Origin of the sequence: Priestia sp. GS2 (assembly GCF_036409025.1) — a bacterium.
Lineage (GTDB): Bacteria > Bacillota > Bacilli > Bacillales > Bacillaceae_H > Priestia > Priestia aryabhattai_A.
The window spans coordinates 1594593-1613163 of the sequence record NZ_JAZGJX010000001.1; the positions used below are offsets into that span (position 1 = coordinate 1594593).

23 protein-coding genes and 1 pseudogene are annotated in these 18571 nt (G+C 37.4%); 18 read left to right on the plus strand and 6 right to left on the minus strand.

The window, feature by feature from the left end:
- Nucleotides 1-45 precede the first annotated feature (45 nt).
- Nucleotides 46-789 carry a VOC family protein gene (locus V2145_RS08290; protein WP_094910196.1) on the minus strand — a complete coding sequence of 248 codons (744 nt, stop codon included), beginning with the start codon at nucleotides 787-789 and terminating at the stop codon, nucleotides 46-48.
- Nucleotides 790-968: 179 nt separating this feature from the next.
- Between V2145_RS08290 and V2145_RS08295 the strand changes: the two genes are divergently transcribed.
- The 4 genes from V2145_RS08295 to V2145_RS08310 all read left to right on the plus strand — a co-directional run bounded on the left by V2145_RS08295 (nucleotide 969) and on the right by V2145_RS08310 (nucleotide 3338).
- The gene (locus V2145_RS08295) at nucleotides 969-1445 is read left to right on the plus strand and encodes a GNAT family N-acetyltransferase (RefSeq protein ID WP_131887739.1); all 477 of its coding nucleotides are present in this window, start codon (nucleotides 969-971) and stop codon (nucleotides 1443-1445) included.
- 21 nt (nucleotides 1446-1466) lie between these two features.
- Nucleotides 1467-1886, plus strand: a complete 420-nt coding sequence (locus V2145_RS08300; RefSeq protein WP_025907998.1) for an NUDIX hydrolase — start codon at nucleotides 1467-1469, stop codon at nucleotides 1884-1886.
- Between the two features lie 15 nt (nucleotides 1887-1901).
- Nucleotides 1902-2282, plus strand: coding sequence for a DUF5412 domain-containing protein (locus V2145_RS08305; RefSeq protein ID WP_094910194.1), 381 nt, complete (start codon nucleotides 1902-1904; stop codon nucleotides 2280-2282).
- 339 nt (nucleotides 2283-2621) lie between these two features.
- Nucleotides 2622-3338: an Ltp family lipoprotein gene (locus V2145_RS08310; RefSeq protein WP_330987542.1), complete on the plus strand. Its 717-nt coding sequence runs from the start codon at nucleotides 2622-2624 to the stop codon at nucleotides 3336-3338.
- A gap of 300 nt (nucleotides 3339-3638) precedes the next feature.
- Here the strand turns inward: V2145_RS08310 and V2145_RS08315 are convergent, their stop codons facing one another.
- Complete coding sequence (locus tag V2145_RS08315; protein ID WP_131887737.1) at nucleotides 3639-4481, minus strand: aldo/keto reductase; 843 nt, start codon at nucleotides 4479-4481, stop codon at nucleotides 3639-3641.
- 107 nt (nucleotides 4482-4588) lie between these two features.
- Nucleotides 4589-5008, minus strand: a complete 420-nt coding sequence (locus V2145_RS08320) for a hypothetical protein (RefSeq protein WP_094910192.1) — start codon at nucleotides 5006-5008, stop codon at nucleotides 4589-4591.
- A 224-nt stretch (nucleotides 5009-5232) separates the two neighbouring features.
- On the opposite strand from V2145_RS08320, the gene V2145_RS08325 reads away from it, so the two are divergent.
- Complete coding sequence (locus V2145_RS08325; protein ID WP_094910191.1) at nucleotides 5233-6117, plus strand: alpha/beta fold hydrolase; 885 nt, start codon at nucleotides 5233-5235, stop codon at nucleotides 6115-6117.
- 17 nt (nucleotides 6118-6134) lie between these two features.
- On the plus strand, nucleotides 6135-6641 hold the full coding sequence (locus tag V2145_RS08330) for a GNAT family N-acetyltransferase (RefSeq protein WP_025907992.1): 507 nt from the start codon (nucleotides 6135-6137) through the stop codon (nucleotides 6639-6641).
- 50 nt (nucleotides 6642-6691) lie between these two features.
- On the opposite strand, the gene V2145_RS08335 is transcribed toward V2145_RS08330, so the two are convergent.
- On the minus strand, nucleotides 6692-7072 hold the full coding sequence (locus V2145_RS08335) for a hypothetical protein (RefSeq protein ID WP_025907991.1): 381 nt from the start codon (nucleotides 7070-7072) through the stop codon (nucleotides 6692-6694).
- Between the two features lie 87 nt (nucleotides 7073-7159).
- The gene (locus V2145_RS08340; RefSeq protein ID WP_157803607.1) at nucleotides 7160-8017 is read right to left on the minus strand and encodes an aminoglycoside 6-adenylyltransferase; all 858 of its coding nucleotides are present in this window, start codon (nucleotides 8015-8017) and stop codon (nucleotides 7160-7162) included.
- A 107-nt stretch (nucleotides 8018-8124) separates the two neighbouring features.
- Between V2145_RS08340 and V2145_RS08345 the strand changes: the two genes are divergently transcribed.
- The gene (locus V2145_RS08345) at nucleotides 8125-8556 is read left to right on the plus strand and encodes a GNAT family N-acetyltransferase (protein WP_062686879.1); all 432 of its coding nucleotides are present in this window, start codon (nucleotides 8125-8127) and stop codon (nucleotides 8554-8556) included.
- Here the strand turns inward: V2145_RS08345 and V2145_RS08350 are convergent.
- Nucleotides 8553-8993, minus strand: a complete 441-nt coding sequence (locus tag V2145_RS08350; protein ID WP_094910189.1) for a PH domain-containing protein — start codon at nucleotides 8991-8993, stop codon at nucleotides 8553-8555. The genes V2145_RS08345 and V2145_RS08350 overlap by 4 nt on opposite strands.
- Nucleotides 8994-9129: 136 nt before the next feature.
- Between V2145_RS08350 and V2145_RS08355 the strand changes: the two genes are divergently transcribed.
- From V2145_RS08355 to V2145_RS08405, 11 genes and pseudogenes are all read left to right on the plus strand, one after another.
- Entirely contained in the window at nucleotides 9130-9684 is a 555-nt protein-coding gene (locus tag V2145_RS08355) for a GNAT family N-acetyltransferase (protein WP_131887734.1), read from the plus strand.
- A gap of 159 nt (nucleotides 9685-9843) precedes the next feature.
- Nucleotides 9844-10269, plus strand: coding sequence for a YwqH-like family protein (locus V2145_RS08360; protein WP_131887733.1), 426 nt, complete (start codon nucleotides 9844-9846; stop codon nucleotides 10267-10269).
- Nucleotides 10269-10529 carry a DUF5344 family protein gene (locus V2145_RS08365; RefSeq protein ID WP_094910186.1) on the plus strand — a complete coding sequence of 87 codons (261 nt, stop codon included), beginning with the start codon at nucleotides 10269-10271 and terminating at the stop codon, nucleotides 10527-10529. Before V2145_RS08360 ends, V2145_RS08365 begins: the two co-directional genes overlap by 1 nt.
- A gap of 18 nt (nucleotides 10530-10547) precedes the next feature.
- The gene (locus tag V2145_RS08370; protein ID WP_330987543.1) at nucleotides 10548-12713 is read left to right on the plus strand and encodes a T7SS effector LXG polymorphic toxin; all 2166 of its coding nucleotides are present in this window, start codon (nucleotides 10548-10550) and stop codon (nucleotides 12711-12713) included.
- 11 nt (nucleotides 12714-12724) lie between these two features.
- Nucleotides 12725-13201: a DUF600 domain-containing protein gene (locus V2145_RS08375; protein ID WP_311857965.1), complete on the plus strand. Its 477-nt coding sequence runs from the start codon at nucleotides 12725-12727 to the stop codon at nucleotides 13199-13201.
- A gap of 468 nt (nucleotides 13202-13669) precedes the next feature.
- Nucleotides 13670-14446 (plus strand): recombinase family protein, encoded by a 777-nt coding sequence (locus V2145_RS08380; RefSeq protein ID WP_311857968.1) that lies wholly within the window; start codon nucleotides 13670-13672, stop codon nucleotides 14444-14446.
- A gap of 157 nt (nucleotides 14447-14603) precedes the next feature.
- Nucleotides 14604-15791 carry an IS110 family transposase gene (locus tag V2145_RS08385; RefSeq protein ID WP_318757652.1) on the plus strand — a complete coding sequence of 396 codons (1188 nt, stop codon included), beginning with the start codon at nucleotides 14604-14606 and terminating at the stop codon, nucleotides 15789-15791.
- Nucleotides 15792-15847: 56 nt separating this feature from the next.
- A pseudogene (locus V2145_RS08390) lies at nucleotides 15848-16294 on the plus strand (LXG family T7SS effector ribonuclease toxin YxiD); the annotation flags it as partial.
- On the plus strand, nucleotides 16294-16734 hold the full coding sequence (locus V2145_RS08395) for an SMI1/KNR4 family protein (protein WP_076513623.1): 441 nt from the start codon (nucleotides 16294-16296) through the stop codon (nucleotides 16732-16734). The pseudogene V2145_RS08390 and the gene V2145_RS08395, both read left to right, overlap by 1 nt.
- Before the next feature lie 388 nt (nucleotides 16735-17122).
- Nucleotides 17123-17764 (plus strand): HNH endonuclease, encoded by a 642-nt coding sequence (locus tag V2145_RS08400; RefSeq protein WP_330988129.1) that lies wholly within the window; start codon nucleotides 17123-17125, stop codon nucleotides 17762-17764.
- 17 nt (nucleotides 17765-17781) lie between these two features.
- Nucleotides 17782-18249, plus strand: a complete 468-nt coding sequence (locus V2145_RS08405) for a DUF6985 domain-containing protein (protein ID WP_076513995.1) — start codon at nucleotides 17782-17784, stop codon at nucleotides 18247-18249.
- Nucleotides 18250-18571: the final 322 nt, after the last annotated feature.

Sequence of the window (18571 nt, forward strand, 5' to 3'; positions counted from 1 at the left end):
GCGCCTCCTAATCTGTGAAACTTCTATATTTTTACAATTATACACTTAATAGCAAACAGGTGGCAACCGTAAATCCTGCAGAATGCTGTGCTGAAACTCAGGTGTGTGCACCAGAGAGAGCTGATAATCATGCCATACAAAGCATTGATTTGAATCTGTTAATGTAAAAGGCGTACCGAGCGTTACTTTTATGTTAGGAGGTAGAGCTTTCATGGCGATAGGAATCCATGGCCGCTTTTCTGAGACAACCACCGCATAGGCTGTTCCACCAATCACAAAGTTAAAGTAGTCATTATCTTCGACTGTTTTCATGTTGAAATTTTCTTTTAGCCAGCTTCGAAACTTTCCAACGTCTTTTACTGGAAAGCCTATTTCTCTTATATATAACGCATTCAGCTTACCATACCCCTTTAACTTATTTTCATGAATATAGTCATGCGCAATTAGCTCGAGTAAATGACCGTCACAATCGCGGAAATATACGTTTTTTCGACCATTATGTTCATCAATAGGATTTTCTTCGTTTTGAGCTAACAAAAACACCCCAGATTCTTTTAAAAGTGTAACAGCATTAGTAAACGACTGATAGGACACTTGAATGGCAAAGTGTGCTGGCTTAATTGGTTCGTAGGATTCTTTGAAACTAAGCGTGCTATATGGAGTTAGTCTGAACTGAATAAAGTCAGTTGTTTCATTTGTAATTTCTAAATGTAGTGCTTTTTCATAAAATTGCTTCACACCTTGAATGGATAAGGTACGTAGTTCGAGATTGGCATAGTGGGTAATCATCTTCATTCACTCCTTTTATCGTCAGTTTACGATGAATGCAGTTAAAACAGCGACGGTACAACGAATGAAAAGGAATACATCTTTAGTCGTAGAAAGAATAAATATAGATGTTATTTATTTACTTTTGGGATGTAAAAAAATAGAACAATAGTATAAAATGGGAATAGGGGTGTTGAAAAATGGAAATTCGCCGCGTTGTTATGGAAGACAGAGAAGAAGTCAGTCGATTCTTAGAAAAGCATTGGGGAAGTACAAAAATGGTTACTTCTGTTGGTGCGTATGACTGTTCCTCTCTGTGTGGGTTTATCTTATATGATGAGCATCATAACATCATTGGATTAGTCACCTATGAAATACGAGAAAAAGAGTGTGAAATAATCTCGTTAGATAGCTTGCAGGAAAACAGCGGATACGGAACGGCCCTCATGAAAGCAGTAGAAGAGAAAGCAAAATCCCTAGGTTGCACGAAGGTAACGCTCATTACAACAAATGATAACGTAAAGGCTCTTCGGTTTTATCAAAGACGTGGTTATCATTTAGCTTACCTATTTCCAAACGCAGTTCAAGAAGCAAGAAAACAAAAGCCAAGCATTCCTTTGGTTGGTTATGATGAAATTCCAATTCGAGATGAACTGTTGTTAATGAAGAAGCTATAACTGAATGGAGGAGGATTTTGCATGTCAAACTGGAAAGGCGCAGCAGCGATTTGCATCAATGAAAATAACGAATTATTAATGGTGGCGCAAGAGAAGCCAAATCACCCAGAGCTATGGTCTGTTCCGTCAGGTGGGCTAGAAGGCGGTGAAACATTTGAAGAATGCTGCGTTCGTGAAGTTTTGGAAGAGACGGGATACGAGGTTGAAATCCTAGGTCAAGTCCATGAATACGATACGGTCACATACGGTGTTGATGTGCATATTAAATATTTTGCTGTTCAGTTAGTAGGTGGAGAAAAGAAGCTCCAAGATCCTGATAACCTCATTGTTGATGTAGCATGGAAGCCTGTAGCAAAAATGGATGATTTATTTATGCTGTTTGAAGAAGAGCGAAAAATTTTACTGAGATACATTGAAGATGGAGTTTTAAAAGTGAACTAAAGCGGAGGATGGAAGTTGTTAAAGGTCATTAAAACAAAAGAGAAGCTTGCGAAGTGGGTATTAATCGGGTGCTGTGGTTGCATTAGTCTTTTTGGATACGGCATATATCGAACATTCTTTGATATGAGCCGTCTTCCTGAAGGAGAGTATCTTACCGAATCAACATCACCCGATGGTACCTATACGTTAAAAGCATACCTCTCGGACGGAGGAGCCACTACCGGCTATGCTGTTCGAGGGGAGCTTGTTTTTAACAAAGGAAGGAAAGAAAAAAACATTTACTGGAACTATAAAGAAAGCAGTGCAGATATTCATTGGCAAAGTGAAGATATGGTCGAGATTAACGGTCACTCCCTGCACGTTCCAAATGACATTTATGATTTTAGGCGCGAGTAATAAAAGGAGAATAGATTTAGTGTGTGCCAAGTCTTTGTATAAGGGGTTAATTAATGAAGAGTATTTAAATTGTTCTGGTTTTATTTAAAAGTATTTAAAGAATTTAATTATCAAATTATGAAAAAATATTATTCCTCTTAGCAAACAAATTCTTATTGCTAATAAGGGTTACTTAAATTTAAACAGGCTAGAGTTTACTATATACCTATTCTGTTTCTTTATTTATGTAAAAAAGTTTATACATAAATAGTAAATATTTAATATTTATAAAGAATAAATAGGTAAAAAGTATTGGTTTTATGATAAAATAAATATAGTAATTTTATAGGGGGCATTTTAGTGAGTAAAAAAGAAAGAATAAAAAAGCCATTTTATAAAAAATGGTGGTTTTGGGTCATTGCTATTATTATTGTTGTTGGTGTAAACAGTAAAGATGATGATATAGCGGATACAAACAAAAAAGAAAATAATTCTGCTGTTACTGAATCAGACAAAACTGGTTCAAATGAGAAAAAGGAAGATCTAAAGACAGAAGATTTAAAGGCGGAAGATACGAAGATAGAAGACACGAAGATAGAAGACACAAAAGCAGAAGATAACGTTCCGACAGAATACAATTCTGCTTTAAAAAAAGCTGAATTGTATGCAAAAACAATGAACATGTCAAAACAAGGAATTTATGAACAATTAACTTCCGAATATGGTGAAAAATTTTCCAAGGAATCTGCTCAATATGCAATGGACAACCTGGACTTTGACTGGAAGGCCAATGCTTTAAAAAAAGCTGAATCGTATGCAGAAACAATGAACATGTCAAAGCAAGGAATCTATGGACAATTAATTTCGGAACATGGTGAAAAATTCACTGAAGATGAGGCACAATATGCAGTTGACAATGTCAAAGCAAATTTTAGTGAAAATGCTTTAGCGAAAGCAAAAAGTTATCAGGAAACAATGAGTATGTCACCAGATGCTATAAGAGATCAACTGACTTCTCAACACGGTGAGCAATTTACACAAGCAGAAGCTGATTACGCTATTACAAATTTAGAATAAATAAAACACCCTCATTCAATTCTTTGCATGAGGGTGTTTTATTATTGTTAGAGAATTGTCTTTCTAATGCATGTTTGGTGTTATAAATCTATATTTTACTTATGGTGCTTCTGTGAAAATTTTAAATTAGTGTGGCGATAAAAAATTGCAGTAAATAGGTGTCTTGTCTCTTCAAGTTTAATAAATGTCCATATAACCATGAAAAGCACCTATCAAACGTATGCGAATATGTGAGCAATTTACTATCTACTTTTTTATCTTTTCAAGAGAATATATTAGCAATCAATCCTCTTTGTTTACTTAAAAGTCAAAGTTGTCTGGATCTGGACCAACTCGATGATTTTGGTTTAGTGCATCAATTTCTTGCATTTCGTCAGACGTTAGTTCGAAATCAAAAATGTCAGCATTTTGGATAATGCGGTGCTCTTTTGTTGATTTTGGAATCGTAATAACACCGTTTTGAACATCCCAGCGCAAGATTACTTGAGCTGTAGATTTATTGTGCTTAGCAGCAATCGCAGACAGCACATCGTTATCAAGCAGTTCGCCCTGCATAAGCGGAGACCAAGCTTCTAGCTGAATATTTTGCTGTTCACAATAAGCACGAAGCTCTTTTTGCGTTAAGCGCGGATGATATTCAACTTGATTGATAACCGGCTTCACTTCAGCATTTTGTAGCAAGTCTTCTAAATGATGAATTTGGAAGTTGCTCACGCCAATTGCTTTTACTTTGTCTTTTTTATAAAGCGTTTCTAGTGCACGCCATGCGTCCTTATATTTTCCTTCAACGGGCCAATGAATAAGGTAAAGATCTAAATAGTCTAATCCCAGCTTTTGAAGACTAGTTTCGTAGGCTTTAAGCGTTTCTTCATACCCTAAATCACTATTCCATACTTTTGACGTTACGAATAGCTCTTCGCGTGAAAGACCAGTTTCTTTTAAACCTTGTCGGATTCCTTCACCAACGCCTTCTTCATTTTCGTAGATGGCTGCTGTATCAATGCTGCGGTAGCCATTTTTAATCGCAGCTTTTACCGCTTCAACTAACTCAGGTCCTTCTTCCACTTTAAATACGCCTAAACCAAACCCGGGCATCTTTACGCCGTTATTTAGTGTTACTGTATCTTGTAAATGAGTAATCATATTATCAACCTCCAATAGTAAATACACGACTTATAATACGGGAGGAGTGATAAAATAAAAAGTACGCACTTTAAAGTGATATAGGTACTTCAAAGTGCCTATATAGCTTATGAGTAGACGTGTACATGCTCTTTAATAAAATTTCTTAAACTGTCAATCTCAAGCATTTCTTCTTTACAAAGTCGACCAAGATTCGTTAATTCTTCAATTTGCTTACTAGACACACGTTCGTAGTAAGCGTGCTGATGTGGCTTTTCTTGTACAATTCGTTTGTGCGTCACGTAGCCTCTTGCATCCAACCATTGATGATTCGGTAACACGCAGTATGCATGAATAAGCACAACTCTTGGTGCGCTTTCATCTTTAAATCTAAATTCCTGATTCCACATAAGCTCTATAGGATAGCCAAGTTCTTGGTGTAAAGCAATCGCAAATAAGTGAGAGCGGGTAGTTATGTAGTCGAAAAGTTGAAAAGATGTATGTGGAGGATTTGCTTTTAACTGAAGTTTTGTTTCAAAGTGAGACACGCTGCATTACCTACCTTTTCTAGCAATATACCAGTATATTGTAATTTTTTCTTTCTTTTTTCTAGTTTAACTTATTTGACCATTTCAGTGTAAAATGATATCTGGAAGTATAGGGGTATTTTAACAATCTTCTGATGATCAGAAAAGGAGAAATAGAAGAATAAACGAATATTGATTAGTATTCTTGGCTATCTTGTAAAGAATAGAAAATGGAGGTGAAGCAGTTGGAACGAATCATTTATCATATGGAAGTCGATGGGCACCTGCTTGAGTATTCAGTTGTTGGAACAGGAACTCCAATCTTGCTGTTTCACGGAGGGCACTCGAACTGCCGTGAAGAGTTAGGGTATGAACGTCTTGTGAAAAGCGGCTTTTCAATTATCACACCATCAAGGCCAGGATACGGAGCTACTTCAAAAGAACTCGGCGACACGCTTGAACTAGCTTCTCGCCGCTACGGGAAGATGTTAGATCAGTTACATATTAAAAAAGTACATATCATTGCAGTTTCAGCAGGGGGACCAAGCGGGATTAGCTTTGCGTCAATGTATCCAGACCGTACAAATAGCTTAATTCTACAAAGTGCCATTACAAAAGAGTGGCTGTCTAAAAGAAGTCTCAACTATAAGCTAGCGAAACTGGCATTTCATCCACTTACTGAAAAGTGGACGTGGAAGCTCGTTGCTCGTTTGTCAAACCGCTACGTACAGTTTATGTTTAAACAGTTTGTGCCGTCTTTTAGTAAACTTTCTGTAGAAGAGGTTATGAAGGAGATGAAAGATTCAGATCTAGAAGCATTTCAGCGTATGAATAATCGCTATCGTTCAGGAGAAGGATTTATCTTAGATCTTCAGCATACGTCCAAGAGGTTTAATCACTTGCTGACGACGGTCCAAAGCCCAACTCTGATTCTGCACAGCCTTAACGACCAAGCTGTCTCCCTGGAGCATGCACATCACGCAAAAAAATCAATTCCAACGTCAACGCTTTGCCTCCTTGATAATTGGGGACATTTGCTGTGGATTGGAAAAGATGCAGAAGATATTCATAATCAAGTTGAAGCGTTTATGAAAAAGCATGACCTTGTGAATGGGCATGTTACTTTATAATTTGGGAGAGAAAATGAATGACTAAAACGATTGATTTACAAGTAGTAGACAACGTAGCCGACTATATATCAAATCTGTCAGAGCTTTTAGTGACGTGCGTGGAAGGAGGGGCATCAATTGGCTTTTTGCCTCCTTTGTCTAACGACCAAGCAAATATGTACTGGAGTGGAGTCAATCAAAATGATACCGTCCTGCTTATCGCAGCTAGTGAAGGCAAAGTAGTGGGCACCGTTCAGCTATATTTAGAAAGAAAAGAAAACGGAAAGCACCGAGCTGAAGTTGGAAAGTTAATGACGCACCCTGGTTTTCGAAGAAAAGGAATTGGCCGCTTATTAATGGAGAAAGTTGAAGCCCAAGCGAAAAAGCATGGCATTTCACTGCTTGTATTAGATACAAGAGAAGGTGATCCATCAAACGAACTATACCAAGCAATGGGGTACACAAAAGCAGGGATAATTCCCAACTATGCATTGTCAGCCAACGGTAATCTGGATGCCACGGTGTTTTATTATAAGCTAGTGTAATAGAAAAGAATGATGAGCATGATAAAAGGAAAGAAGCATAAGTCCGATACCTATGCTTCTTTTTGTTTGACTTTCTTCCATCTTGAATAAATTTCAAACAGAGAAAGAGAGAGAACGCCCCAGAAAATCCAGTTGCTAAAAGAGACACCAGAAGTAGACTCACCGCCTAAAAGCGACAATATTGTCATCACTACAACAATGTAGACAGTAAGAATAAGTTGTCCTATTAAGCCTTCAGCTATTTTTTCTTCCGAGCGGATTCTAATTATGATACTCAGTATAAACAATAACCCAATCACGCTAACGAATAAAACAAAAGCAGCTTGTGGTAGGATTTTTGTAAACATTGGGTTAGGAAAATAATCAAAAACTAAAATAATAGTTAGAATCAGCATAAATAGTAAATCTGGCCACTTTATATATTTCACCAAAAAGCACCGCCACCTTGTTGCTTTATTATATCATTTTAGTAATTATTTTCTATAAAAACCATTGAATAATGTTTACCTGTGTTCTCATCACGCATACACTCTCTTATGTTCACGCGTATAGGTAAGGCTATTAGCTACTTCCTGCTCATTGATTTGAAAATCAAGCGCTTTTGCCACTTTCGTAGACTCGCGAATAAACATCGTTTGACTAGCTTGGAGTGCATGCCAAATCTTTTCATTCGTCGATACGTCATAGGTGCTTTGAAGCTCAAGAAACTCATGCTTTTCGAGATAGTTTGGCAGGTACTTATTGTTTTTTCCTAAACTAAACGTAAAGCCACGCTCGGTGCCGATGCGCCAGGACATCATGCGAAGAAGTTCTGTTCGTGTGTGAAAAGTAAGATGGTCTACCGCATATAAAAATTCATTGCGGCAAAGGCCTTTGACAACGTACGTACAAACCCACCAAAATTCGTTGCAACAGTCTAGAAAGTTAGCTTCGGTTGGCATTTGAAGATGATACTGTTTATCGCTTAGAAGTTGTGGTGCCCTAAATAAATCATCTTTATCTAGCAATATGGTTGAAATACCTTCATCACCACGGTTCCAGTCTTCTTTAAGTGAAAGCGGACAAAGAGTTAAATCAATTCGCGTATAGTCTTGAAACAGCATGAGATAGCTGAACTTTCCTCCTAATGAAGGCGGAAATAACGTTGTTTGTTCCGGCATTTGGGTCAAAAAACGTTCTCCGAAATAGTCAACCCATGTCGGGTCACTTAAGAAGCTTTCCATCTCAGATACAATAAAAACAATATCGTAATCTTGAAAATGGTCACGAGGTGCCTTGGGATTGACACGTGAACCACACATCCCAACTGCGCGTACGCGGCCATCGTTTTTCGCATAGCTCAAAATAAGATTCATTACTTCTTCTTTACTGCGCACGTTCATTCTCCTTTCTTAAAAACGTTTATTTCCCATCCGCTTTTTTGATAAAATGGAATTATTAGGGTTTGGTTTTATTATTTCATAGTGTAAAAGGGAGTGCAAAGATGAAGGTGCGATCTCTACAAGACCATGATGTTAAAGAGCTAATTCCGCTTATGGAACAGCTTGGTTATCCAACGAATTTTGAAGATCTGCAAGTGAGGCTATCCGCTATTCAAGCTTCGTCAGATTATCATACGCTCATCGCAGAGATAGATGGTGAAGTAGCGGGAATGGCTGGCTTATGTAAAAGCTATTTTTATGAATACGATGGCTCTTATACTCGTATTGTTGCATTTGTTGTTCATGAGAAATTTAGAAGAAAAGCCGTCGGGAAAATGTTGATCAAAGAAGCAGAAAGGTGGGCGAAGAGTCAAGGCTGCATGGCAATTGGATTAAATAGCGGCAACCGAGATGAGCGGCTGGCTGCGCATCTTTTTTATCAAAAAATGGGCTACCAGCCGAAAAGCACTGGGTTTATAAAAGAGATACGTTAAAACTTAAAGGAGCTACTGTTGCAGCGTGCTTTCAACTCTGAAAGAAAAAGATCACGCTTAGCCGGTGAGATTTTTACGCTTCCTAAAAGAGAAGATGTATAAAAGATTTCAATAGCATCCTTTGAAGCGAGAACTTTATATCCCGTAAAAATATTACGAGTTGGGGCTATCTTTGTGATTTCTTCATATGGAATACGAATCTTAAATACCCCCCCTTTAACAATAAGATAATCAGAGTGAAGTTCATACGTCGCAAAAAAACTAGACCATAGCATGACGCCTCCACAAGCTAAAAATAATGCAATAGAAATAATAATATCAAGCAGAATTGTTTCACTGTCTAAAAAAAGAGGAAGAAAAAATACTACGCCAAGGGTTGCTAAAGAAGTGGTTATTAACATACCAAAAAAGCGGTCGATATGAGATCGGAATTTCAAGAAAGCACCTCCGTTCATTTTTTGAAAACGACTTAGTGCTAGTTTATACGCTTAATGTAAGGATTTGGTTTCGCTTTTTACTAATGTGAAGTGAAAAAATTAGATTTAGTATATTAGCTAAGAAAGGAAGAAACACATGAACATACCTACATTGGATACGAAGCGACTCACTCTCCGTGAGTCAAAAGAAAGTGATGCCGTTCATATGCTAAGGTATTTATCTGACCCTGTAGTAATGAAGCATATGGGGTTAGAGCCTTTTCAAACGATTGATGATGTGAAAAACGAGCTCAGCTGGTACAGAAATATAGTCAATGAAGGTACCGGGATGAGATGGGGCATTACATTAAAAGAAGAAGGCGTCATAATTGGAAGCTGTGGTTTTTTAGATTATGAATCTAGTCATGAAAGAGCGTCAGTTGGATACGAGCTTCATCAGGAATACTGGAGGCAAGGCATTGCAGCTGAAGCTATGAAAGCAGTCATCGAGTATGGATTTTCAAACTGGAAGCTACATCGCATCCAAGCCCTAATTGAACCAGAAAACATATCATCGCAGAAGCTTGTTGAAAAGCTTGGATTTCATCAAGAAGGATTGCTGAGAGAATATGAGCACACGTGCGGAAAATTTGATGATTTGTATATGTATAGCTTACTAAAAAGGGAATGGAAAGAAAGAAGAGCTGACTAAAGAGCGGCTTTTCATTTGTGATTCTTTATACCTATTATTTTGGCGGATTTAAGGGACCGTTGTCTTACTGTGGAAAAAAGAGAAAAATTTCCTATTTCTCTAATCAAGAGCAACTTTTAAACTATAAATATTGGAAAAAGTGGTAAAGAGGTGAACCTCATGGGATTTGAACAAATGCTTCAAAATTTTTCAAGCACAATCTCAGGAAACGTTGCGGATGCTGAAGAGAAAATTCAGCGTTTAAAAACCGCAAAAACAGAGATTGAAAACGAAAAGACACGGTCATTAGTAGAAATAAAAGAAGTAAAGGAACCAGACTTAGGAGATCACTGGAAAGGTGATATATCCACAGACTTTGATGATAACAGAAAGCAAGCATACAACGAAATCAACGATATTATCACGAACGATTATGACGACTATATAAATGCGATTAACCATAAAATCACGTGGTACGAGGCTCAAAAAGGCTTTTATAGCGGTGTTAGCTACCTTGTAAACGAAGCGGAATCTCTTTTAAATAAAGGGGAAGATGCAGTCGCAGATTTAGAGAATAAAATTAGTGAGATTAGGAGAAAGCTATAATGACATCAATCAAGCTCAACTATGAAGACGTCATGCAAAAGCTTGAAGACGTCGAAACAGCCATTCAAAAATTATCGCTCCCAGGAAACTCCGATGTCGGGGATAACAATCTTTCAACCACAAATGAGTGGAAGTCACAGGAAGAAGAGCTGGGAAAGCTTTTAAAAACGTACATCACAGCCTTAGAAAAAAGCGTACAGGACACCAAAGCTAACGTGAAATTATTAAAAGAACAAGACGAAGCCATTGTGCGTTCATAATGAAAAAGGGTGAATCAAATGGGGAAAATATACGATGCAAAGGGCATTTCAACCTTTTCCAAAGAACGAGAAAAAGCGTATAAAAATCTTGAAGACCAGCTGCAGACCCTGCACAAAGCGCTAGCTGCCGTGTCTAAGCTGGATGATAGCCTTCAAGGAAAAGGTGCCGACAACATTAAGAAGTTCTATGAATACCAAGTTGATAACGCAAAGTGTTGGATTGATTTAGTCCAAATGACCAAGTCATATTTCTCAGCGCTGTACGTAAAAGCAGAAGACGCGAACCTAGCAGGAAACACAGTAGTTGACCTATCGTTTTTAGAGCATGATCTTAAACAGTCCGTAAGCCAAGCGAAAGAACTCGTTGCTCAGCAGCGAGAAGATCTTCAAACGATTTTGCATAAAGTGGACGACTTAGTGTCACTGTCTGCGTTTTCTGCCGAAGATTTTAACGATTCAATCGATAAAGCAGAAAAAAAGCGGGATGAAACGGTTGAAGCAGTTGAAAAATTGGATGCAGAGTGGTTAGAAGGTTATAGGCAAATGGAATCAAATTATTTGCTGACACAAGCTGCAACCAACAGCTTACACGGAGCTACGACGCAAGGCGGACAGGCGTATCCAGTTTTATTTGATCAAAAAGCGTATCATGCAAGTGAGTTGTATAAAGTTCAAAAAGAAGCAAGCGAGTACGCAACGAACTACGTGACGTATCATGAAGAAATGAAAAATGTTCACGAGCTGAAAAAAGAAGCGGAGCGCCAAGCGGTTGAAGAAGCTAATAAAAAGTGGTATGAAAAAACGTGGGATACGGTTTCAACCTTTACAGGAGAGGTAACAGGATATTATGATTATAAACGAGCAGCCGAAGGCGTAGATCCCGTTACGGGACGTGAGCTTTCAACATCGGAACGCGTAGCGGCAGGGGCAATGGCAGCGGCTGGATTCATTCCCGTTGTCGGCTGGGCAGGTCGCGCAGCTAAAGGCGGAAAAGCCATCTATGTTACCGCCAAAGGTGTCAACGCTGCTGATCATGCGCTTGATGCGTACAAAACGTCCAAATCGTTTAAAGCGCTTGAACAAGCAGAAAAAGGTCTCTACGGCCTAGTCGCCGCAAACGGCATGTACGAATTCACAACGGGAAAAGACATGTTCGGCAATGCGATCTCCGAAGAGCAGCGCCAAAACAGCCTGTTCCAATCGCTCGGCATTGCAGGCGCAGGTGCCCTATCGACGCGCTACGCAGCCAATATGGGTCAAGCCGTGGTGACAAAAGGAACCGAAAAGCTCACGCAAATGCGCAATACGCTTCGCACAAGTGCGGTTGCCAACGTCACCAAACAAGCGTACCATAGCGTCAAAACCGCGCCCGCATCGTGGACACAGTCATTACATAAAACGTATACGAGTATTTTAGACAGCACCATGCCAAGGTTCATGCCTGAACTAGCGCCAGCCGGTCCAGCGCTTGCCCAGCAGACGGTAAGGGAAACCTTGCAGAACGTGAAGCAGCAAGCGATGCAGATGATTACGCCCATTTACAACCCAAAAGTCAAGCGGTACCAAGACCCAGGGACAGGGAGATTTGTGGGGAATCCGAATGTGGAGCGTGTGGAGAAACCTGTTGGAGTGGAGAAGAAGGGTAAAGAGGTTGAGCTGGTTCGGAATGTTGAGAGTGTTCAGGATGTTTCTAAGGGTACGGGTAATAAAACAGATAAGATTCCAGATGGTGTTATTAGAGACGGAAGTCATATGAGTACAGATGGTGCTTTGAAACCGAATGTTAAGTATAAAACAGGAGAATATGAGTATTTATATGAGACTGACAATATGGGGAGACTTAAAGAGTTTAATGCAGATGATTTAAAATTAACAGAAAGAGATAGTAGATTACCACATAAATTAAACACGCCTGGAAAAGAAACGGGTGACCATGCTGGACATTTAGCTGGTGATAGGTTTGGGGGCTCTCCAGATTTAGATAATCTTGTATCTCAATCAAGTAATGTGAATTTGAGTAAATACAAGAAGTTAGAAAATCAATGGGCTACAGCCATAAAAGAAGGGAAGAAGGTTTCCGTTAATGTTAAAGTCAATTATGACGGAACTGGATTAAGGCCGACAAGCTTTGAAATAAAATATAATATAGATGGTGTTATTAAGAAAGTAAAATTAAAAAATTAGGGGTGATAGACTTGAGTAAAGTATTTGAAGATTATTTTTCTGAATTACAAGCAGATATGGTAGCAATTTGTTTAGAATACGTTGAAAATAAAGCAGAGGATATTTACATTTACTGTTCCTATGAGCCAGAAATGTATGTTTTTGACGTATTTTTTAAAATAAATAGTCAATTTGTTTTTAAGCATAACTTAAATGATGCAGTAAATAGCACAAGCACAAAAGGTAAGAAAGCATTGATTTATGATACCTCTGAACAAAGGCAAGAAGCTGTTTTAGATATTGGACTTGAAAATTTAGAAAAAATTCATGAAAAATGTAAAGAATATGGAAAAGAAATGCCTACAGAGATAAAGTTACATTATAATGTGAAGCAGAATAGTTTAAAAGGAAAATATAGATATGATTTAGTTTATTCAAATGACGAAGAGCTTTTACCAGATGATATTTTCAATTTTTGGTTCGAAGAGGTAAAAAGTGGAAATTACTGAAGTGGAAATGTCTTAATTAGTATAAGAGTTCAGAAGTATTCAGGATTATGTTTTAGAATTAACTACAAGCACTTGTTTGTCTTATTAGGCAACAGGTGCTTTTGTTTTTGTTTTAGAAATTGTTAACTTTGGGCAACATTGGACTATGCTTTGTGAAATTCATAGCTCATGAAGATAGTACCATCAAGGAGTATCGTTTTAATACTTTACGGGAAATGAATAGGAAAGAGAAATAGGCGAGATGACATTTTACATGGCAGGAATAGTTATGATATGGAATGGTTGACAAACTAACGAGATTGACAAAGCTCGTGGCGATAAAAGGTAGGTTACGTAAGAAGGTTACTAGTTTAGCAACAGGGCAGACAAAAATTGGGTTGTATTTTTACAAGAGACGGTCGTATAATACTCGCTATTCGCTAAAAAGCGTTACGAAAATTAAAATTTATGTAACGGGAGGGTGAAAAGTTGAACGTTGTTGGGTATATACGAGTCTCCACTCAAGGGCAAGCAAGAGATGGATATAGCTTGAAATATCAAGAAGAAGAAATTAGAGCATACTGTGAAGAACAGGATTTTAACTTGATACATATTTTTAGAGACGAAGGAATTAGTGGCGCAAAACTAAATGAAGAAGCATTCGAAATAGACAGGGTGGGCTTACAGGAGATGTTGGCTCACCTTTCTTCTGTCCAAATTGATAATGTGGTGGTGCTCAATACAAGTCGATTATGGCGGTCAGATATTGTCAAGGTACTGATTCAACGAGAATTAAAGAAATACGGCTGTGATATTAAAAGCATTGAACAGCCATTTTACAGCATTCACAAAAAAGACCCAAACGATTTTTTGGTCAATGGCTTAATGGAGTTATTAGACCAATATCAACGGCTTGAAATAGCGCTGAAGCTAACGAAAGGAAGAAATAAAAAGGCAAAAGAAGGTGGATATGCAGGGGGAAGGGTAACATTTGGCTATATGAAACAAAAAGGTGAAAAGGAACTAAAGATACATAACAATCATGCAGAAGTAGTGAAACGGTTGTTTGAGCTTAAACAGATACATAGAAAATGGTCACTGTCTAGGTTGGCAGAAGCATTAAATGATGAAGGTTATCGAACAACTCAAGGTAAAGCATTTACGAAAGTACAAGTGAAACGTATTTTAGACCGAGAAAGTTTTTATCAAGGGATCTATACATACGGACAAATACAAGCAAATGGCAAACATGAAGCAATAATTTAATAGGTTACTTAAAAAAGGGATTCATTTTCTAATAAGTTCTTATGAAGCGATGAAAATGGATAGGCTTTCGTACCAATGCGCACCAATTGGTGAACGCTCGAACTAAGGTTGCCGGCATTTTCATTCAATCATTGACAACTGAATAGGAGGATGAGCCATGCATGAAAAGCAGAAACATATTTATGTGGGTGTAGACTTACATAAACAGCACCATGTGGCAGTGATTATTAATTGTTGGCAGGAAAAACTAGATGAAATAAAGTTTGAAAATAAACCCTCTGCTTTCTCCACGTTTTTACTGGATATTGATGCACTGACAGAAGAAGGCTTGACACCTATATTCGGTTTAGAAGATGTGGGTGGTTACGGTCGAGCATTGGCACAATTTCTAACGGACCATGGACAAGTTGTAAAAGAGGTTAACCCAGCTCTTTCTTATGCTGAACGAAAAAGCTATGTTACCGTACAAAAAAGTGATAGCTGGGATGCGGAATGTGTCGCTAGAATATTGGTAAGACAACTTAGCCAATTGCCTAACGCTAAACCACATGATTTATTTTGGTCGATACAACAATTGGTTACTAGAAGAAATGCATTGGTGAAAGCTCAAGGTGCTTTAAAAAACCAACTGCATATTCAATTGAGCCATCATTATCCAAGCTATAAGAAGTTTTTCTCCGAGTCTTGTTTAGAAGGTGTGAGTATAAAACAATTGACCACCTTCTTATTAGAAGTGAGCCATAATACTTGTTCGGTGAAAAAAGCGAATGAAATATTGAAGCTAGTAATAGAAGATGGGAACACAACAAAAGAACATCAGGAAACGCGAGACTTTCTAGTAAGAAGCATCGTTCGAGACATTTCGTTTAAAAAGAAGGAAATGAACTATGTGGAAGGCGAACTAAAACAGTTAATGAGTTTACTAGACTTTCAACTAGACTCCATGCCAGGCATTGACCTTGTGACAGCTTCCGCTTTAATTGCGGAGATTGGTGACGTTAGACGTTTTCCAAATGCCAACAAATTGGCACGATTTGCGGGGATTGCGCCTGTTTACTTTGGGTCTGGTGGGAAAGGCAAGGAACAAAAAAGCAAACAGGGAAATCGGGCGCTTCACGCTTTATTTTACAATCTAGCTGTACAACAAGTGCAAGTAGCTAAAGGAAGTAAGTTACCAAGGAACCCAGTGTTTTATGCTTACTACCAACGCAAACTTAAAGAAGGTAAAACAAAGGGGCAAGCATTGGTATGTATAATGAGAAGGCTTGTGAACATTGTTTATGGCATGATGAAGCACCAAACTGCTTACGAATTGCCAATAATAGAAGAGAAAGAAGTAGTTTAATTGGGTGGTAAAATGGCTGAATTTTTTTATTTTTAGCTTTTAAGATTACAACATAGGGTACGGGTAATAAGATAGATTCTGATACAATAAAAAAATATATTAGAGATATAGAAGGACGAACCGGCAGAGAGTTATCTAAAAACCAAATAGAGAAGTTAAAGGAAGCCTTAAGAAATAAAGAATATAAAAAAATGTCACCAATAGATACAGCTAAGCATAGGGCAGAATTTGATAAAGTAAAAAATAAAGTAATTAAAGAGTGGGAAGAAAATACTGGGCAAAAGTGGCCTGTGTATAATGAAAATGTTATTTCGGAAAGAACAGGTAAAATAATTAGGAAACAAGGAGATAAGTATGATGCTCATCATATAATTGAAAATACTTTTGGCGGAGAACATGAATGGTGGAATATGCATCCTGCAAAATTCCCAAATGAGCATCAAGCTGGTATTCATGGAGCTGGTTCACCAGCAAATACACTATTTAAAGGAGGTAAAAAATAATGAGCTATGAATTTATTAAGGAAAACCAAGAAAATAGTTTTTATCAAGTGAATGAAAACGAAATAAAAGAGGTTGAGAAGGAACTCGATTTAAAATTTCCTAAGGAGTTAGTTAATTTTTATATAGAGGTTGGCTACGGATTTATTAAAGGTTCAGAGTTTAATATTAATCGTATTATGGACCCATATTCAGTAAGGGATTTTCGATTAAGAGTTAATGATTTTGAGTTTTATCCTGACATAGAAATCTATGATGAATTTGAGAATAACAAACTAATATTTTTTGAAGGCAGTGAATCAGCTTTAATGTCAATAGAATTGAATGAAAATAATAGAAGTGTAGTTTACTATTATGATATTCAAATTGCGACTTCTCTAGAAGAATTTTTAAGAAAGATAGAAGAAAATGATAAATATTATTTGGAGTTACTAGTTGATTAAAGAACGATAATAAAACATACCTTGAATGGTTTTACGCCTTTCAAGGTTTTTTTCTTTAATTTATAATAAATTAACTGATACTTGAGTGAGACAATAAGAAAATAATTTGTTTGAGAATTGAGAGCTCATGATGGTAGTACCATCATGGAATAGCGTTTTAATACTTGTATAGTAAAAAAAGTACGATAATTAGGGGAGATGACATTTTATATGGTAGGGGTAGCATGACATGGAATTGGCTAATAAACTAACGACAATGACAAAGTTCGTGACGATAACCAATGGGTAAAGTAAAGATGTGCTGTTTTATTGTATGCGCTACCAAGAACCAGAGACAGGGAGATTTGTGGCGAATCCAAATGTGGAGCGTGTGGAGAAACCTGTTGGAGTGGAGAAGAAGGGTAAAGATGTTGAGAGCGTTCGGAAGGTTGAGCCGGTTCAGGGCGGTTCTAAGGGTACGGGTAATGACATTCCAGCTGCTTTCAGACAAAATGAATTTGCTAGTTCGTATGAAGCACGCCTTAATCAGACACCATCACCCATTAATTCGAAGGTTGAATTTGAAGGAATCAGAGGAGAATCTTTAAGTACGCTTAATCCACCACCAGATCCTGAATTGAAACGTATATTAGATGAGGCTGGGATTAAAGGTATTCAATATAAAAATGGAGTTCCTGATTTTTCGCCAGTTGCAAAAGCTCAAGTGGAAATTAACTATATTTTAGGTGGAAAGAGTGTTTATGGAGGTAAAGCTAGACGTGCTAATTTTATACAATCAGATCAAAAATTAGCTGAAAAGCTAAATAATTCGGCTGAATTAGCAAGGCAGTTTGGAATGGAACCTGGTACAATCAGAGCAAGAGATATAAAAAAATACCGAGAAATAAATAATTTTACTTGGCATGAATTAAATGATGTTAAAACAATGCAACTTGTGCCAACAAAAGTTAATAGTGAATTTGGACACCTTGGTGGTGTCGGCGAAATAAATGCAGGAGCGTTTGGACCTGGAGGCTTTGCCAATAAGTAAGGAGAGGAGATTATATAATGACTATAAAAGATGAAGTTTTTGGTGAAATTGAGTATGAATTTGGGTGGTCAAGAGTTATCATTATAGACTTTTTTGGAAATACAACAGAAGTCAATTTATTAATAGATGGTGAGGAGGATGGTCAGTTTGATGAAGGTCAGTATATAGCATATCAATCATTAATGAAAAATTGGAACGACATACAAAAATATATATTAAAATCTATTCTAACTTATTACGGACAAAAGAGAAATGAATTAGGATTTGATATTGAAGTGAGTAAAAAGTATCCATTAGTTGAAACAACTAATGAAATATTAGAAATGATAAGTATAGAAGGGATTGTTGTTCCCTATGCAGATATTTTTGACGGTCGGGATATTGGAATTACATTTAATTGTACATGGGATACAGAAAATGGGCTAGGGGTTCGTTTGTTAAACGAAAAAGTAACTGAAGTAGGTTTTCAAGACGTTGCTATCTAAAATATAATATGCTGTGAAAAAGCTAGAATTCATTAAGGTTGTACCATCCGGATTTGAATAACAAATTCAATGTAAAGCAATAATCTTGAACTTTATCGAGTAGAAAGTACTTTATAGAAGTTAACACACTGTATCTTAATCAAAGCAGTGTGTTTTTTCATGAAAGTAACTAATATTTCTTGTTGGTTGGTTTGAAAAATGCCTTTTTCTTTTAGCAATTACTCGCTTTATTTCCGTTGTCGGCTGGGCAGGTCGCGCAGCTAAAGGCGGAAAAGCCATCTATGTTACCGCCAAAGGTGTCAACGCTGCTGATCATGCGCTT

Bases quoted from the DNA above. Each gene is read 5' to 3' on its own strand.
- V2145_RS08330 (WP_025907992.1), top strand. From the start codon at position 6,135: ATGACTAAAACGATTGATTTACAAGTAGTAGACAACGTAGCCGACTAT.
- V2145_RS08365 (WP_094910186.1), top strand. From the start codon at position 10,269: ATGACATCAATCAAGCTCAACTATGAAGACGTCATGCAAAAGCTTGAA.
- V2145_RS08405 (WP_076513995.1), top strand. From the start codon at position 17,782: ATGACTATAAAAGATGAAGTTTTTGGTGAAATTGAGTATGAATTTGGG.
- V2145_RS08295 (WP_131887739.1), top strand. From the start codon at position 969: ATGGAAATTCGCCGCGTTGTTATGGAAGACAGAGAAGAAGTCAGTCGA.
- V2145_RS08355 (WP_131887734.1), top strand. From the start codon at position 9,130: ATGAACATACCTACATTGGATACGAAGCGACTCACTCTCCGTGAGTCA.
- V2145_RS08345 (WP_062686879.1), top strand. From the start codon at position 8,125: ATGAAGGTGCGATCTCTACAAGACCATGATGTTAAAGAGCTAATTCCG.
- V2145_RS08315 (WP_131887737.1), bottom strand. From the start codon at position 4,481: ATGATTACTCATTTACAAGATACAGTAACACTAAATAACGGCGTAAAG.
- V2145_RS08360 (WP_131887733.1), top strand. From the start codon at position 9,844: ATGGGATTTGAACAAATGCTTCAAAATTTTTCAAGCACAATCTCAGGA.
- V2145_RS08300 (WP_025907998.1), top strand. From the start codon at position 1,467: ATGTCAAACTGGAAAGGCGCAGCAGCGATTTGCATCAATGAAAATAAC.
- V2145_RS08395 (WP_076513623.1), top strand. From the start codon at position 16,294: ATGAGCTATGAATTTATTAAGGAAAACCAAGAAAATAGTTTTTATCAA.
- V2145_RS08290 (WP_094910196.1), bottom strand. From the start codon at position 789: ATGATTACCCACTATGCCAATCTCGAACTACGTACCTTATCCATTCAA.
- V2145_RS08385 (WP_318757652.1), top strand. From the start codon at position 14,604: ATGCATGAAAAGCAGAAACATATTTATGTGGGTGTAGACTTACATAAA.
- V2145_RS08370 (WP_330987543.1), top strand. From the start codon at position 10,548: ATGGGGAAAATATACGATGCAAAGGGCATTTCAACCTTTTCCAAAGAA.